General features: G+C 62.4%; 20 protein-coding genes. 1 reads left to right on the top strand and 19 read right to left on the bottom strand.

Going from position 1 to position 15,358, the window contains the following annotated elements:
- Positions 1 to 28 precede the first annotated feature (28 nt).
- The 18 genes from QM672_RS07655 to QM672_RS07570 form a co-directional block, all read right to left on the bottom strand.
- On the bottom strand, positions 29 to 1,348 hold the full coding sequence (locus tag QM672_RS07655) for a phage major capsid protein (RefSeq protein WP_415081691.1): 1,320 nt from the start codon (positions 1,346 to 1,348) through the stop codon (positions 29 to 31).
- 24 nt (positions 1,349 to 1,372) lie between these two features.
- Positions 1,373 to 2,035, bottom strand: coding sequence for an HK97 family phage prohead protease (locus tag QM672_RS07650; RefSeq protein ID WP_415081689.1), 663 nt, complete (start codon positions 2,033 to 2,035; stop codon positions 1,373 to 1,375).
- On the bottom strand, positions 2,032 to 3,267 hold the full coding sequence (locus tag QM672_RS07645; protein WP_415081687.1) for a phage portal protein: 1,236 nt from the start codon (positions 3,265 to 3,267) through the stop codon (positions 2,032 to 2,034). The genes QM672_RS07650 and QM672_RS07645 overlap by 4 nt, the downstream gene beginning before the upstream one ends.
- Entirely contained in the window at positions 3,254 to 5,002 is a 1,749-nt protein-coding gene (locus tag QM672_RS07640) for a terminase large subunit (RefSeq protein WP_415081685.1), read from the bottom strand. Before QM672_RS07640 ends, QM672_RS07645 begins: the two co-directional genes overlap by 14 nt.
- Before the next feature lie 2 nt (positions 5,003 to 5,004).
- Entirely contained in the window at positions 5,005 to 5,460 is a 456-nt protein-coding gene (locus QM672_RS07635) for a hypothetical protein (protein ID WP_415081683.1), read from the bottom strand.
- A gap of 83 nt (positions 5,461 to 5,543) precedes the next feature.
- Positions 5,544 to 5,810 carry a hypothetical protein gene (locus QM672_RS07630; RefSeq protein WP_415081681.1) on the bottom strand — a complete coding sequence of 89 codons (267 nt, stop codon included), beginning with the start codon at positions 5,808 to 5,810 and terminating at the stop codon, positions 5,544 to 5,546.
- Complete coding sequence (locus QM672_RS07625) at positions 5,810 to 6,046, bottom strand: hypothetical protein (RefSeq protein ID WP_415081679.1); 237 nt, start codon at positions 6,044 to 6,046, stop codon at positions 5,810 to 5,812. Before QM672_RS07625 ends, QM672_RS07630 begins: the two co-directional genes overlap by 1 nt.
- A 2-nt stretch (positions 6,047 to 6,048) precedes the next feature.
- Positions 6,049 to 6,378 carry an HNH endonuclease gene (locus QM672_RS07620; protein ID WP_415081677.1) on the bottom strand — a complete coding sequence of 110 codons (330 nt, stop codon included), beginning with the start codon at positions 6,376 to 6,378 and terminating at the stop codon, positions 6,049 to 6,051.
- A 365-nt stretch (positions 6,379 to 6,743) separates the two neighbouring features.
- A complete protein-coding gene (locus tag QM672_RS07615) occupies positions 6,744 to 7,388 on the bottom strand; it encodes a transcription termination/antitermination NusG family protein (protein ID WP_415081675.1) in 645 nt (214 codons plus the stop codon).
- A 2-nt stretch (positions 7,389 to 7,390) separates the two neighbouring features.
- Positions 7,391 to 8,332 (bottom strand): helix-turn-helix domain-containing protein, encoded by a 942-nt coding sequence (locus QM672_RS07610; protein ID WP_415081673.1) that lies wholly within the window; start codon positions 8,330 to 8,332, stop codon positions 7,391 to 7,393.
- Positions 8,333 to 8,335: 3 nt separating this feature from the next.
- Entirely contained in the window at positions 8,336 to 9,004 is a 669-nt protein-coding gene (locus tag QM672_RS07605) for a helix-turn-helix domain-containing protein (RefSeq protein ID WP_415081671.1), read from the bottom strand.
- Between the two features lie 289 nt (positions 9,005 to 9,293).
- Positions 9,294 to 9,767, bottom strand: coding sequence for a hypothetical protein (locus QM672_RS07600; RefSeq protein ID WP_415081669.1), 474 nt, complete (start codon positions 9,765 to 9,767; stop codon positions 9,294 to 9,296).
- Positions 9,768 to 10,155: 388 nt separating this feature from the next.
- Positions 10,156 to 10,425 (bottom strand): hypothetical protein, encoded by a 270-nt coding sequence (locus tag QM672_RS07595; RefSeq protein WP_415081667.1) that lies wholly within the window; start codon positions 10,423 to 10,425, stop codon positions 10,156 to 10,158.
- Positions 10,425 to 11,423 carry a DNA-methyltransferase gene (locus tag QM672_RS07590; protein ID WP_415081665.1) on the bottom strand — a complete coding sequence of 333 codons (999 nt, stop codon included), beginning with the start codon at positions 11,421 to 11,423 and terminating at the stop codon, positions 10,425 to 10,427. The genes QM672_RS07595 and QM672_RS07590 overlap by 1 nt, the downstream gene beginning before the upstream one ends.
- Entirely contained in the window at positions 11,420 to 12,820 is a 1,401-nt protein-coding gene (locus tag QM672_RS07585) for a helicase (protein ID WP_415081663.1), read from the bottom strand. Before QM672_RS07585 ends, QM672_RS07590 begins: the two co-directional genes overlap by 4 nt.
- On the bottom strand, positions 12,817 to 12,960 hold the full coding sequence (locus QM672_RS07580; RefSeq protein ID WP_415081661.1) for a hypothetical protein: 144 nt from the start codon (positions 12,958 to 12,960) through the stop codon (positions 12,817 to 12,819). The genes QM672_RS07585 and QM672_RS07580 overlap by 4 nt, the downstream gene beginning before the upstream one ends.
- Entirely contained in the window at positions 12,957 to 13,091 is a 135-nt protein-coding gene (locus QM672_RS07575; protein ID WP_415081659.1) for a hypothetical protein, read from the bottom strand. The genes QM672_RS07580 and QM672_RS07575 overlap by 4 nt, the downstream gene beginning before the upstream one ends.
- Positions 13,088 to 13,570 carry a hypothetical protein gene (locus QM672_RS07570; protein WP_415081657.1) on the bottom strand — a complete coding sequence of 161 codons (483 nt, stop codon included), beginning with the start codon at positions 13,568 to 13,570 and terminating at the stop codon, positions 13,088 to 13,090. Before QM672_RS07570 ends, QM672_RS07575 begins: the two co-directional genes overlap by 4 nt.
- Before the next feature lie 577 nt (positions 13,571 to 14,147).
- Between QM672_RS07570 and QM672_RS07565 the strand changes: the two genes are divergently transcribed.
- Complete coding sequence (locus QM672_RS07565; RefSeq protein ID WP_415081655.1) at positions 14,148 to 14,855, top strand: helix-turn-helix domain-containing protein; 708 nt, start codon at positions 14,148 to 14,150, stop codon at positions 14,853 to 14,855.
- Here the strand turns inward: QM672_RS07565 and QM672_RS07560 are convergent, their stop codons facing one another.
- The gene (locus tag QM672_RS07560; RefSeq protein ID WP_415081653.1) at positions 14,856 to 15,272 is read right to left on the bottom strand and encodes a hypothetical protein; all 417 of its coding nucleotides are present in this window, start codon (positions 15,270 to 15,272) and stop codon (positions 14,856 to 14,858) included. It lies immediately after the preceding gene.
- Positions 15,273 to 15,358 lie beyond the last annotated feature (86 nt).

Below are 15,358 nucleotides of genomic sequence, written 5' to 3'. Positions count from 1 at the left end.
ACCGGCAGAGCCGGCCTTGACCTGCCGATCAGGGACCGGCAGGCGGCTGGACGTTGCCGTAGATGAAGGCTTCGGGACGATAGACGGCCAGCGCGAGGCGCTCCTCGGCAAGGATTGTCACCTTGTTCCGGGTGAAGTCATCGTTCTGGAAGCCGACTTCGATCCGGCTCGTCCACTGATCGAACACCTGCGCACCGAGCTGGAACGCGCCCGTCAGGAATTTGCCAACGGTCATGGCCGGCGTGTCGACCACAGGCAGTCCCCACAAGGTCGGCGCCAGGGTGCCCTGAGGATTGCCGATGATGTAGCGTCCTTCGCTATCCTTGAGGGTTTCGATGCTGGCCCAGTCGATGGGGTTGAGCACATGGGCAGTGGCCGGATACTCAGCCAGCACGGCCTGCAACTGAGCGATGCGCAGCGTATCGATACCGGTCACCGGAGCGGGAGCGGTGTACCCCGCGGGAACCGCGAAAGGGGTCGCCTGCGGGATGAGGCCAAGCAGGTTCTCTCCGGTGCCGTCACCGTTGAGCAGTTGGCCCTCCTCCTTGAGAGCGAGGCCATAGAGCAGCCGACCGTCGATCATGGAGCGGATCTGCGGAAAGTCCGACAGGATCTGGCGAGAGGCACGGAACCAGTGCGCAATGACCTTGGTCGAAACTTCCTTGTCGGTGAGCTTGATATCCGATTGAGGCTTTGCGGCCCCCTCGGCAACAGGCGCCGCATTGTTGTTGAAGCCCGTCTCCTGCACATACTGAATCAGAGGGCTATCCGTATTGCCGGGCGTCAGGAGGCTCCGAATGGTCAGCCGTCGTTGCGGCAGCTGCAGAACACCCGGCCGGCGGTTCGGCACGATACCAGCACCAGCGGAGCCGGCAGCATCCGTCGTCGCCGTCGTAATGTCGGCCTTCACCGACATGCTCGCGGCGCCGCCGCTTCTCGGCGCATCGGCGAGGGCCTTCAACTCGGCCGTCTCGACAAATTTCTGACCGAACGATTTCGCCTCCTCCTGGCCGCCAGCGGCCGAGCGGGCAAGCTTCTGCTCAATCTCGGCGACCTGCTCGGTGAGACCGTTCATTTTGGTGAGGGCTTCGTCCGCCTTCTCCTTGAGCGAGGTCGCCAAGGTCTCACCGGACTTCGATTTGCCAAGGGCTTCTTCGGCGATGGCCTTGACAGCGTCGATCGCCTTCTTGTGATCGGCCTTGATCTCGGCGGCCAAGTCCGCGACCGATTTGTTGCCAATGTCGGGCGCCTCGAAGCAGATGCGCGGGCCGAAGCCAGACGCCAAGCGGGCAACACCACCGGCGGCCAGCATCACGGCCGCAGACGACGTAAAAAAGTGCCTGTTCATTTGAGTTTCCTTTTCGGGAAGAAGCTAGCCGCGCAAGGCGTTCAAGAACGCGGCCATATCGTTCGCCTTCTCGCCCTCGGACTCTCTCCGAATGGCCTTGGCGTAGCCGACAGAGGCGATCTGCACGGCTGCGCTTTTCGGGAACCCTGCCTCTCGCAGGATTTCCTCGAATTCCTTGACGGGCATGGGGTCGCCATCGCGAAAGCGACGGGCGATCTCCTCCATGCGCTCGGATTTGACGCTCTCGATGCGAGCTCGGCGATTGGCCGGGAACGACACCGGAGAGATCTCGTAGAGATCGAGTTTCTTGAGGAGGCGCACATTGCCCTCCTGATCGGTATCCTGCTCTCGATATCCGATCGACAGACCGCCGATCGCCTTCGCCTTCATCAGGGCGTGAACCTCGCGGGACTTCTGCACCTCGAGGATCAACCGGCCCTTGCCCCACAATCCCTTGGCGTCTTCCGCGAGATCTTCCCAGACGCCGATCGGTGCATCGGAATTGTGCTGCCAGAGCATCAGGACGCTTGAGCCCTCGCGCTTGTGACGCGCCAGGCTATCGATGAAGGCGCCAGGAAGAACCTTTTCGCCATAGCTGTCGACGTTTCCGAAGATCGAACCGTAGCCCTCGAAGGTGCCATCGTCGCCGAGATCCTTGACCTGCAGGGCGAAATCCTTGGTCTTCATGGATTATCCTCCAGCGGCGGGCCGCCGTTGTGGCCGATGCCGGCCTGGGTGATGGGGACGTTCTGCATTTGCATGCGGGGGACATCACCGCCCGGAACGGGCGGGAGACCCTCGAGCGCGCGAACCTCGTTGATCGTCATCGCGCCGATCGCTGTCATCTGCTGATAGAAGCGGGCTCGACCCGCGCTATCACCCCGCAATAGCCCTTCGATGTTGAACTCGATCGAGATTCCATTGGCGCGATCGGATGCCGACAGAAGCCGTTTTTCCAGGGCCGCCTCGATCCTCTTCAAGCGGCGGCGAAGCGTGAATTTGACGAAGCCGAGCACCTGCTGTTCCAGCCCAGTCCCCCAGCTGGTCGTCTTTTCCGTGTGGCCGACCATGAAAGGGGGCACGCCGAACCAACGGCAGACATCCTCAACGCTGAAGCCGCGCGACTGCAGCATCTGCGCGTCTTCCGGATTGATGGTGAGCTGCGCCCACTTCGATCCGCCCTCGAGCACGAAGGGACGCCCGGCATTGACGGCACCGGCAAATTTCTCCGCGAGCCCTTCCTCGATGACGTCCCGCTGTTCCTTTGTGAGGAATTTCTCGAAGGTGAGCGTCCCCGAAGGGCGGAGCCCATTACGGAAGGTCGATCCGGCCGCACGATCGATCGCTATCGCTAGCCCAAAGGAGTGGCGGGCATGGGTAATGGTGGAGTAGCCGCCAAGAGCCGAGCCACCGAAGCCACGGATATGAAGAATATCCTGTTCGCCGGAGACGTGGACCTTGCCGTTCAGTGACCAAGTATATTCCAGGTTGCCGGTGAGAAGGCGCCGCACACTGACATCATCTGGATGGATCGGCATCAGAGACGTGACCCGACTGCCAATACGGTCAATCTGGGCGTAGGCATTTCCGCGCAACTCCAGGCTCGCGCTCACATACTCCCAAAAGTCGAGCGCGGTTTGATCGGCATTCGGGCTCGAGTGGAGCAGGCGATAGAGAGGATGATCCTCGGCGATGACTTTCCCGCCGGCGCCACCGGCTCGATAGACATTGAGTGGCAACGAACCGATTGTGCCAGCCAATAGGTTGACGCAAGCCCAGACAGCGGACAAGCCGAGCACGGTATCGCCATTGACCGCCTCACCCGAATAGGCCTGCAATCCACTCCAGCCTTTGGACCAGGCCGACCGCATCGACATGAAATTGCCCGCCTTGTGGCGCAGCCATTTATACAGCTTCACGGCTTTTCCTCAGGCTGTCGACATAGCTGTCGATGTTGCCGCTTGCGGCCTCGGGATTGCGGGCCATCAGCGTGAAGGCGTTGAAAGCGGCGACCAGGGGATCGATTTTTGCCCAGCCTGCCGCCTGCTTCGTGATCACCACGGAACTGCCCTTGAGTTCCGCCTTCGCGTTGCTCACGCACCAACTCGCTAGGGCCTGGCCGCCGTGTTTGAGCGTGCCGTCCTTCAGCTTCCGCTCCATGCCCTTGATCGCCGCCATGAGCTTGAAGCCCTGCGAGACGGCAGTTACTGGCCCACCGCGCTCTGACGTGAAGATCTGACGCTGCGCCAGCTCGTCGACCATCGCCGAAACACCGAACGGATCGAAGCCGACGCCATGCTCCTCCGGCAGAAGACCGGCCTGGAACAGCTTTTCGATGACGTCGGCGACCTCTTCGATATCCTGCGTCGGCTCCTTGCATCGCGTCAGGGAACCTTCCGCAATGAACTCCTCAAGCTTGGGGACGATCTCCTTGCGCTCCTCGAAGACATCGTCATGAGCCCACGCCCGGAACCAGATCAGCCATTTCTGCGTACCTCGCTCCCGGCCGATCACCGCGAGGCCGAGCAGATCGTCCAGGCCGCCGCCGTCTACCCCTGCCGTGACGACTTCGCAGCGTGCGATGATCGTCTCCAGCGTTACGGGCTTGATGTCGGCGGCGCCGAGCCAGTAATGCGCTCCGCGCCAACTGGTACCCGTGATCGCAATGCCGATCTGGACGTTGAGGTGTTGCGAGGCCCAGATCGAATAGGCCTCGATGCCCTTGGCCTTGGCCTCACGGAATTTCGGCAGGAGACGGTCGATCGTGATGGAACGACCGAGATTCGGCAGTACCAGCGGCCAGAGCTTCGGATCCTCCCAGGGCTTCAACTCGCCGGGTTTGACATCGGCCGCCTGGATCTCGATCGGGAACTCATAAAGCATCGGCAGCGTCTCGCCATCGACAAGCTCTCCGTCCCGCACCTGCCTGGCGTGCTCCAGCTCGGCGGCAAACACTCCCGTGGGAGGGTCGTCGCTCTGCGTGGTGATGATGATGACGAACCCCTCCGGATTGGCGAGGATGCCGCCATCGATCTGGGCCATGACCTTCTGTGCATAGTGGAACTTGCCGAGCTCATGCAGCTCGTCCACCAGCACGCCGACCGGCTTCTGTCCGGTCATCACGCGATTGTCGAAGGATTTGATCTGGAGTGTCGCGCCCGTCTTACGATCCTCGATCGTCTTCAAGTGATCCCGAGTGTGGAACCGCTTCTTCAACCAGGGATCGGCCCCGACCATGCCATCAGCCTGGTCATAGGCAAGGCCGGCAGTGTCTTGTGTCGGGCCGACGAGGAGGAATTCCGCATTTGGGCGACGGTTGCGCAGGAGCGCCGTCAACATAATGGCGGCCGAGTTCGTCGTCTTCGAATTCTTCTTCGGGACGAGTTGAACGAAACGCCGCACCTTGCGGTTGACGATGACCTTGCGGTCTTCGCTCATATCGACGAGGCCGAAGATCGCACTGACAAAGGCCTTTGCCCACGGGCCAGCGGCATCACGAAGGAGCGGTTTCCCGGGAACATCGGGCAGGCGCAGCTTCTCGAAGACGGCAACGGCCGCCCTCGCCTCTTCAGCGTCGAGCGGCAGATTGTCGGGCAGCGGAGGCCGCCCAGCCTGGAGCTTCGCGAACCAGTCGCGGCACGAAAGGTCGACCATCGTCAGTGCGTCTGAGACGGAATGACCGCTTCCCAATCATCGGGCGGATTGTTGGCTTCCTGGCGGAGTTGCTCCTTCTTGCCGGCCCGCTCCTGTTCCCGATCTACCTTGTCCTCGAAGATCGGCCCGATCGAAGCATCGTGCCGGCGGAAGAATTCCTTCATGGCCGCGACGTTGCCTTCCCGCCCCTGGTTCCAATAGGTCAGCAGACCGATCGCCTCGACGCGATCACGGGCGACATCACGGGAACGCAGCAAAGAAAAATAATGCTTCTTCAGCGTGGGAACCGTGATGCCCATCGCTCCAGCGATGCGAGCATCAGGCCAACCCTGCGCCAATAAGAGCATGATTTTGTTAGAGTTTTCCTTGGTCGGCACATGTTGCGGGCGACCCCTCTTGCCGTGATTGGGCGGAATGGGGTCGCCAAGCAGGTCAAAGGCCGGCTCAAAATCTGCCATGACGAAAAAAACCCGCGAATGAGAGGGACGGCGGTAGGGGCTTGGCGGCCTTCCAGACTTTCGATACCCCCCCTGCCGTTGCGTCAGGGGGTCGGGGCCGGCTCGGCCGGCGCCTCGCCGACTTCGACCGCGACGGGAGGGTGCGCCTCGCCGAGGATGCGGAGGTGGACGGGCGCGCCTGCATTGAGGCGGGCAAGTTCATCGGCTGTTGGGAACCAGGCCGACACCATGGCAGGTGTGCCCTCGCCATTGACCGTGCAGTTCACCATCTCGTCGCGCAGCGGCAAGCCGATGTAGCCCTGCGCTTTGCCGATGATGCGGGTCGCGCCCTCTACCATGCCAACCAGCATCAGATCTGGCCTTCGGCAATCAGACGGTCGATCGTTGCGACCTCAGGCTCCTCAGTGACGAGCCGCACGCCGCCGCCATATAGGACGATGGTTACAGATGCAGGATCGCGACCTTCGCCCTCAAGCTTAATGTTAGTAACACAGGGCAGCATCTTGCCATCAAAGTAGACCCGCATCCTGCCCATCTGGCTCAGGCGCACCTCAAAGCGCGCGTTCTCTGGTGTCGGTATCGCCATGACTACACCTGCCCTCTTGCTCTGGCCTTGCGTGCGGCTGCCGTCTTGGCCTGATGACAGGCGAAGCACAGAAGCCGTACGTTGTTGCGATCGAGATCGGCGCCGCCATCGCGACGCTCGTGGATATGGTCGCCGATGATCCGATGGCTGGAGCGGCAGACCTGGCCGCCTGGCAGCACGGCCTCGCAGTATGGGCCGCGTTCTCGCTTGATCGAGGCGACCAGGTCGCGCCACTCCTTCGTCAGGTAGAACCTGTCGGCGATCTTGGGTGGCGTGGAGAGGAGAGGAGGCGGCGAGCGAAGCGAAGGCTTCATGGCTGTAAGCTTGGCCATTGGGTTCCTGGCGTCAGGGAGCCAATCGAACGGTTCATGCAGACAGGGCTTGATACCTGCTCCACCAATTTCGCGGAGAGCCTCTCTTGACCGTAGCACAGGCTACCTAAGCCGGGAGGTTCCATTGATGCTTGCTCGCACGTCCTTCCGTGCCGCTGCATGCGCCGATCAGCTGCCAGCCCTCAATTCGAGGACCTCGCGGGCAATGCCCTGAAAGCAGCTGTTATCTTCAGATATGAAAAAGCCCGGCAGCTTGCGCTCCGGGCATAAACCTACATTGGGGTAGAAACGGATTGTCCGCTACCTGGGATCGCTTGTCACTGGCAGCATACGCCCATCCAGCGCGATTCATCCTGATACGATGGCTAACTCACCATCTTGATCTTGTCAACGGGCACCCGCACATAGTGCTCGCGTCCGAACAGGTTGACCGCAGTTTTCACCTTGCCGCCAACCTTGACGGGCTCCTCTGTCGGAACCGTTGTGCCCCGCAGCACGCCGACGAGGATGACATCGCGAGAGACCTTGAAGGCCGATCCGTGGTCGAACAGACCCATATCGCAGGCCGCCATAAGATCCTCGACCTTGTCGTGCGGGATGACAGCCGGCACGTAGTTGGTGCAGAGGATCGCTTCGACGCCGTCGACCTGGCGGATATCCCAGCAGGAGAGCGATCCGGTAACGCCGACGAAGACATAGCGCGGAAACAGGAACCGGCTGACCTCGACGTGTTCCGTCTTGATCGTGCGACCGGTCGAGGTCATGACCTTGCGGCGCATCAGTTTGTGAACCTTATGCCTTGGCCGGAAGATGGAGAAGCCCTTGGCGGCGAGCTGATCCTCTGCCCGGCTTCGCTTGAGCTTGCCATCCTCCTCGCAGCCCGGCACCAGGGCGGCACCGCGCAGGCTGAGATAGACCACGTGCCAGCGGAGAACTCGCGCGCTTTCGCCCTGCATTGCCCGTCCTTCGGGATTGAGGAATTGATCGAGGTTTGGCGAGGGAAGGCGCATGGTCAGGCCGCCTCCCCGTCTCGCTTGGGCGGATAGAGCGTCGTGCCGAAATACCAGCCGAGGCAGCCATATTCCCGCGAATGCAGGGTCGGCAGCGTGCGAGGATCCTTGCCCAAGTGCTTGGCCCAAAGGACCCAGACCTCGCTGTCGCGGCGCACAAAGACCCGGCCGCCCGTCCGCTCACTCGGCCGCATCGTCGCCTGCCGGGCAACCGCCTCCCAGCGCCGTTCCGTCAGGTAGATCGCGATGCTCGGCCGCTTGCGCCGTTCGGCATCGATCGCCGCGAAGAAGGCTGGCGCATGCTTCACCGCCTGCTCGATCTCATCGGCAGACAAGGCCCCAAGCGCCAGGCGTCCCCGCTGCAGGCTCTCCGTCGGACCAGGGTTCGCGATCTTCACAATCTTTTGGAAAATCGTTTCGAGTGCGCGCGCTTCTTCTTCTTCCTTCCCTGATGGATCAAATTGACGGTTCAGTGATAACGGGGGGCTCACGGTGAGCCCCCTATGGGGTTCACACAGAGCCCCATCAGGCTCAGCCTGAGCCCCATGATGGGGTTCACTGTGAACCCCATCCGTTGCGTCAACCTCACCCTCGAAGATGCCGATTTCATCAAGCGGCACACCATGGAGCATGCGGCCGCTGGTCCCCGCCTCCGGCTCCGGCGGCCCCATCCAGGCGATATCCAGCGCATAGATATTGGACTTCTGGCGCTTGCCCTCGCCGGCCCGCTCGTGCTTCGTCATGGCGCCGAGTTTGACGAGATCGGCAAGCCGACGCTTCACCGTGGCCTCGGACAGCCCGGTATCGGCGCAGATCGTCGAGACGGAAGGCCAGCACAGGCCGGCCGCGTCGGCGAAGTTCGACAGGCTGATCAGCACCATCTTGGCAGCCGTATCGATGCCGCGCACCCTGCGCAGCGCCCAGGTGACATGTTCGATACCCACGCGTCACCCGTTCATTTCGCGATAGATGGCATCGATCCAAGCGGACAGATCGGCCTGCCGGCCGAGCTCCACCCTCAGGCGATCGATGATCGATTGAGCCTCCCTGACATGGTGCAGGGCCGTAGTATGATCCCGGCCGCACAGACGAGCGATCTCCGGTAGCGAGCGCAAGGTCAGCTCGCGGGCAATCGCGTAATAGGCGCGCCGGGGGAAAACGAACGCACTGGTCCGTCGCTTCGACACAAGATCATCGATCTCGATGCTCCAGCGCCGGGACACGCATGCGAGGATCTCGCGCAGTTGAGGCCGAGGCCGCGAAACCTCCTCGGCCTCGACGATCGACTGCGCCTCGGGCTTGATCTGATCGCCGCGCTGCGCACGTAAGCGCCGATCTGCCGCCCGTTCGCGCTGAGCGAAACCCTTCTCACGTCCACTCAGCCGATAGGCCCGAGCATTGAGCTCTTCCTCGCGCTTGGCGAGCTTCAAGGCCATCGCGGCCTGACTGACCTCGATCTGGGCGACCGCCATTTCCCGGCGGGCGATTGCACGCTCGCGCCTTTCCAAAGCGGCTTGAACAGCCTTCGGCACCGAGCCGCCGAACATGAGGCGCTCACGAACGGAGCGATAGTTGGTGATTTTGATCTCAGATGGATCGATGGCGAGCGCAGTCATTCTGCCGGCTCCGAAGTGAAAGGTTGCGAGGGAGAAGCAGACTTGTCTGGCCTGATCGCACGGCAAAGATGGCCGGCATAAACGCCGACGGCCTTCCAATAGACGGCCATTGGCCCCTTGTTCTGGCGCCAACTCTTGTTGGCCCTAGCGCGAGCGTCGAGGGACAGCTCGCGCAGCAGGCGAGCGATTACAACGCGCTGCTCTGGCGGTAGGGATGTGAGATCTTCAGCGCTTGGCAGCGCTAGGACCGGATTGCGCACATCGCTGCGCAGGCTGCGAGAGGTGGGCATCAATCACCCTCCCCGCAGCCAGGGCCGATCTCACTACCGTTGCCGGTCTTCCGGAACGCGGTGAAATCCTTCCAATGGCGCCAGCCGTTCGGGCAGTGAAAGCCCCACTTCCGGACGATCGGGCCGGTGAGGAACAGCGTCCAGCACGGGCCGGCATGAAGCTCGATGCGATGCGCCGAGCTGGCGCCCCGGAACTTGAACTGACCGGATTTGCGCACCGTCCGGACGTTCACACCGCCATCGGCGATTGTGTGCTCGGTATATTCGCCCCGAAGTAGGATCGAGAGATTCCACCAGGGATGATCGTGCAAGGCCCGGTCATCGTCGCTCCGCAGAAAATGATGCAGGTAGACGTTGAACCAGCGATTGCGCGGGATCACCCACCATCGGCGCATATAGGGATTGTCCTTGCCGCCGATGGTGACATCTGGCGGCCGTCGATCGGCAATGGAGAGGAGGAAACGCTTCAGCATGGCGCGCCCTCCTCGATTTCGTCACAGAGGAAGGTGCTATGACACGCCGGGCAGATAACGTCGGCGTCATCCCAATAGGCATGCTCAGTGCATTGCTCGGATGAGCCTCGCCACCCGCAATGTTCGCACTGCGTCAGGAAATAGCCATCCCGAGCCGGGATCGGTGCCGGTTCCTTCACGGCCCAGGCATGATCCAAAGCCGAGTAGGAAGGGACGCGCTGCACCCGGCCCTCGCGCTCCAGCTGCTTGAGCTTGGAACGGACCTGACGGGTCGTGAGGGAACGATCGGAACCAGCGAGGACGTTACGGAGAACATAGGTCGCCGTACCGGAAGGATGTGCCCGCAAGACTTTGAAAAGTGGGAGCTCTTTGCGGAGGAGGCTATGCATCACGCCGCCCTCCCCATCTTCACGATCTGAGCCCGGCCGAGATCCGTAATCCGGAGCCGCTTCGGCCCGTCGGGCTCGACCATGCCGAGCGTCATCAGACGCACCCACGTCGCGCTGCCGATCGCCTCGACGAGCTGATCGCCGTAATAGGTGCCGATGATCTCGCCGGCCGCGAGCACGGTACCGGTCTTGGTGATGGCGCCCGATCCGGCACGGTCGGCGAGGCCCCGCAGGGCATAGCGCTGCGTCTTGCTGAGAGAGGCCGCCATCACGCCACCTGCTCGAACATGTCGTTCGATCCCTTGGTGACGGCCTCGGCGACGTTCTTCACAGCCTGGCGGAAATAGCTCGGCTTCAGCTCGAAGCCGATGCCGCGGCGGCCCATCTTCACCGCGCTGTAGACCTCGCTGCCGATGCCGAGGAACGGCGTCAGCACCACGTCGCGCGGGTTCGACCACAGATCGATGCAGCGCTCGATCACGTCGAGCTGCAGCGGCGAGATATGCTGCTCGTCCTTCTCGTCGCGCGCCGTGCGGTACTGCAGCGTGTTGGTCTGGTCGATATCCATCCAGACCGGCGAGGCGTAGCGCTGCCACACCCGAACCGACACCCATTGCTCGAAGGGCCAGGGCTGGCCGCCTTCGGCCCGCAGGGCGGCGGCATGCCGGTCATAGGCCTCGCGGGAGATATCGAGATCGGTGCCGCTGAAGGCTTCGAACCCGCCCGAAATCGGCTCCGGATTGTCGCCGGGCTTGCGGAAGCTGACGACATAGTCGGCCAGCCCCTGCCCGCTGATGGCGCTGTCCTTCACCACCTGCTTGTGCAGCAGGCGGATCGACTTGGTGCGCTGCTGGGCGATGACGGGATCTTTCCAGATGCAGACCTCGGAATGGAAGATCCAGCCTGCATCCTCATAGGCGCGGATCACCTCGCCCCGGAAATCGCGCATGCCGATCGCACCATGCCGGATCTTCGACATCGGCAGCTGCATGCAATGCACCGAATGCAGGCGGCCCGGCATGGTCACGCGATAGAGCTGCTGGATCAGGAAGGCATAGTGCTCCCAGAACGTCGCGCCCTCGCTGTTGGAAAGGTCGCGGTCGAAATTGGAGAACTTGTAGAGGCCCTCGAAGGGCGGGGAATGAACCCCGAAATGCACGCTGTCGGCCGGGATCGCCCGGATCAGCTCGCACGAGTCGCCCTGGTAGAGGGCGTAGTCGGGCGTGACGACTTGCTCGACGGCGCAGATGGACGCGGTCTGTTTCATGCTGCGGCTCCCAGCCAGGACGGGAGCGCAACGGGCATGGCCGGATTGTAGGCCGGCACGGCCCGCGTCGTTCCCCTGATTTCGGTGGATGAAAGGTCGGCCATGTGGCGGACCATGGCGGCCGCCATGCGCTCGGCATCGGCCTCCTTGCGGCGGAGATTGGCGACGACAGCCCCTTCCGTCTCCGCCGCAATGAAATGCGCCGTCACCGGCTTGTCCTGGCCGAAGCGCCAGAACCGCCGCACGGCCTGATAGATCTGCTCATAGCTGTCGTTCAGCCCGACGAAGCCGGTATCGGCACAGTGCTGCCAGTTCATGCCGAAGCCGGCGACGGTCGGCTTTGTCACCAGCACGCGGATGCGGCCCTCGCTGAAATCCAGCAGCTTGCGCTCCTTGACGTCGTCGAGATCCGATCCCTTGGTTTCCACGGCGCCGGGAATGGCGGCCGTCAGGGCGGTGCTCTCGGCGTTGAGGTTGCACCACCACACGAAAGGACGGTCGCGCGGTGTCAGCGAGGCCGCCAGGGCAACCCGCTCGCCTACGGTTGAACGCCGGGCGGCCAGCCGCTCCTGCAGCGTGGCCGCCTGCATCGGGAACAGCAGGCCCGTCTCTGCGCTCGGCGCGTACTCGACCGCGACATTGTGCTGGATCTGGCGTAGGGGCGGCAGCTGGTAGCCCTCATCGGCATAGCCGAGATCGGAAGGCTTGCGCATCAGCACGGCCCACGAGGCCATCCACTGCCAGAAGGCCTCCTCGGCATGGCCCTTCAGGCGCCATTTCTGCGTGTCGCCGCCGTCATGCGTGAAGAAAGTCGCCAGCATGTCGGTGTAGGACATCACGCCCAGGAATTCGGCATGGTTGCCGAGTTCCATGAAGTCGTTCGGGGCCGGCGTCGCCGTCGCCGCCAGGCGGAACGGGATCTGGGCACAGGCAGCGATCAGCCGGTTGCGGAAATGCCCGTCGGTCGATTTCAGGATCGAGCTTTCGTCGAGGATCACGCCACCGAAATGCGAGAAGTCGAAATGCTCGATCTTCTGGTAATTGGTGATCGACGTGCCGGCCGTGACCTCGGCCTGCGAGCGGACATGCCGGCCGCCGAGCCCAAATTTCCGACCCTCGCGCACCATCTGCGCCGTCACGGCCAGGGGCGCCAGATGCAGCACGTCCCGCCCGGTATGGCGATGCACGGCATCGGCCCAGGCCAGTTCCATCAGGCTCTTGCCGAGCCCGGTTCCGGCGAACAAGGCGGCGCGACCGCGGCGAAGCAGCCAGCGGGTGATGTCGCGCTGGAATTGGAACATCACGGCAGGCAGGTCGATCGGCGTTGCGATACCCGTCGCGGGATCGAGCACGCGCTTGCCTTCGAGGAAGCGATGATAGCCGGCGAGGTCGTTCATGAGCGCCCCCGCCAAGCTTCCCAGCAGCCAACGAGAATGGCGACGAAAGGCGCCGCGATGACCATGGCCAGGATCAGGGCGACGAAGACGAGAACGCCGCAGGCCACCAGCCAGATCAGGAACAGGAGCGTCTCGATCATGAGCGCCTCCGCTTGCGCAGAGCGCGGTTGACGGCGGCCTCGGCGCCCCAGACGAGAGCGCAGGCCAGGGTGAAGGCGATCGGCAGCGCGAAGGGCAGCACGATGAGGAAGATCTGATCCCCTTCCCTCATGCCGCGCCGTCTGCCACGACGGAGAGGCGGCGCTTGGCGACGGTCAGCTCGCGTTCCAGCGTGGCGATATTGGCAAGGCCGCCCTTCGCTTCCCCGGGCGTCACCTTGCCGTCGGCGAGCGCATCGCTCATGCCGGCCGTGACCTTGCTGGCGGCGCCGGCCACGCTCACCAGATCGCCGACGAAGTCGCGTGCTCCCGGCGTATCGCCGCCATCCTCGGCGATCGGCGTCAGTCGGTGGCCGGTCAGGCCCGCCATCATCCGGGTGAACGCCGGCTGCTGGCAGTTGAATTCCAGCACGCCGACGGCCCAGGCCGGGATCACGTCGGGATAGGCGTCGCCCTGCCAGCGGCTGATCTGGCCATCGGAAGCGCCGGTGAGGCTTTTCACTGTGGCCGCCCCGCCGCAGGCCAACACGAGAGCCCGGGTAGCGGCCTTGATCATGGCCATCAGGCCATCAGGCAAAGCGATAGTGGTCACGAAAAACACTCCTGTGTTTTTTCGGTGCGAAAACAGACGGCTGATGAGAAAAGCTGAGGCGTCAGATCAACGGAGGCGCCCGGACATGGCGAAGGCGAAACAGACGCGGATCGAACGGAATTTCTTCCGCATGTTCGATGCCGCCATGGCGAGGATCGAGGAGAGCCGGCATCAGGCGGCCCTCTCGGAAACGGAAAGAGCCGCCGAGGCGGAGGCGGACGCCTCGGCGGCAGGTGCCCCCTGCGCGTCAACGACAGGGAGGGCGGAGGAAGGCCGCACTATGCCGGCAGGCCACGGGAGACCCTCGGGCCAATTGTCTGAAAACCATTGGACTGCCCGCTCGACACGCCTGGCACCCATGTCGCCGCCAGCCTCCAGATGCTTGAGCCTCGTCCCGTCTCCGAACACCAAGGTCGAGACGCGGGACTGAGAGAGCCGCCGGGCGCCAGCAAAAGAGCCACTAAGGGACAAGAGTGCATCGATCGCGTTCATGGCCCATAGAAGCGATAATTTTATCGCTTCGTCAAGGATAATCTTAGCGCCATCTATCCACGGTAAAATACGATAATATTATCTCATGCCCCAGAACCGCACGATCGCAGACCGCATCAAAGAGCGCCTGACTGACCTCGGCCTTGATCCGACCCCCACGTCGAAGGCCGCCGGCTTGTCGGATAGCGCCATACGCAACATTCTGGAGGGGAAATCGAAATCCCCTCGCGGGCAAACAGTGCGCGCGATCGCAAGAGCGCTCGATACAACTTCGGAATGGTTGGAAGAGGAGCGCGGCCCCAAGGAAGCACCTCGCGCCGAAGCGCAAGATGAAATTGCACTTGCGCCCATCGATCGGCCTGAGAGATACTCAATGCCGCAGGATATACCGGTGTATGGCACCGCTGCGGGGGCATATGTAGATGAGTTTCAAGGCTTTAGTTTAGAGGGCGACGTGATCGAGTATGTTCGACGTCCGCCAGCCCTCATGGGGGTCAAAGACGTCTACGCAATTTATGTTGTCGAAGACTCTATGTTTCCAGAACACAAATCCGGTGAGTTACGGTTTGTGCACGCCAGGAAGCCCGCACGCCCCGGCGACAGCGTCATTATCCAGACCCGCGGCAGCGAACACGGCGAACTCAAATCCTTCATCAAGAACTTCGTTCGCCGCAAGCCAGACGGCACAATCGTCGCCTCACAGCTTAATCCCGCAATGGAGATGAGTTTCGCGCCTGCGACCATTCTTCACGTTCATCGCGTGCTCACCATGAACGAATTATTCGGGATCTGACTATCCCGGCGCCCGCTCCAATTCAGGGAAGGGCGCGTAGGCGGCATCACCACACGCAGCGTTCATTCCGCTGTAACTGTCGAATATCCTGCCGCCCTTGAAGACAAAGACATGCTCTTCAACGCCGGTGTACGCCCCGAAGCTGTTCCTCGCATTGAATTTAGCGCAGACCACCGGAACATTCCCGCCGCGCAGCAATCCTGCGAACCCTATCTTAGGCTGGGAGATCTCCGCCGATCGGACGGAGTAAGGATCCTTCAGTGATTGTCGCAAATTCTCAACCACGGCACCGCGATAGTTTGGTGGAACGTTGCCCGCAATGCTGGCGGCCTCGCCCTGCCCCTGTCCTCCCGTTGTCGTGCAGCTCGCCAAAACAAGCCCGGCCGCGGCGAGAATCACTCCCTGAAAGACCTTCATTTTCAACCCCTTGGAACCCAGCAGCGACGCTACAGCAGCAAAGCGCTAATTTGAAAGCGATAAATTTAGCGTAATTCTGATTGACA

The sequence above is a fragment of the Labrys sp. (in: a-proteobacteria) genome, from assembly GCF_047605565.1.
Taxonomy (GTDB): domain Bacteria; phylum Pseudomonadota; class Alphaproteobacteria; order Rhizobiales; family Labraceae; genus Labrys; species Labrys neptuniae.
This window is presented reverse-complemented; position numbering and strand designations above follow the sequence as displayed.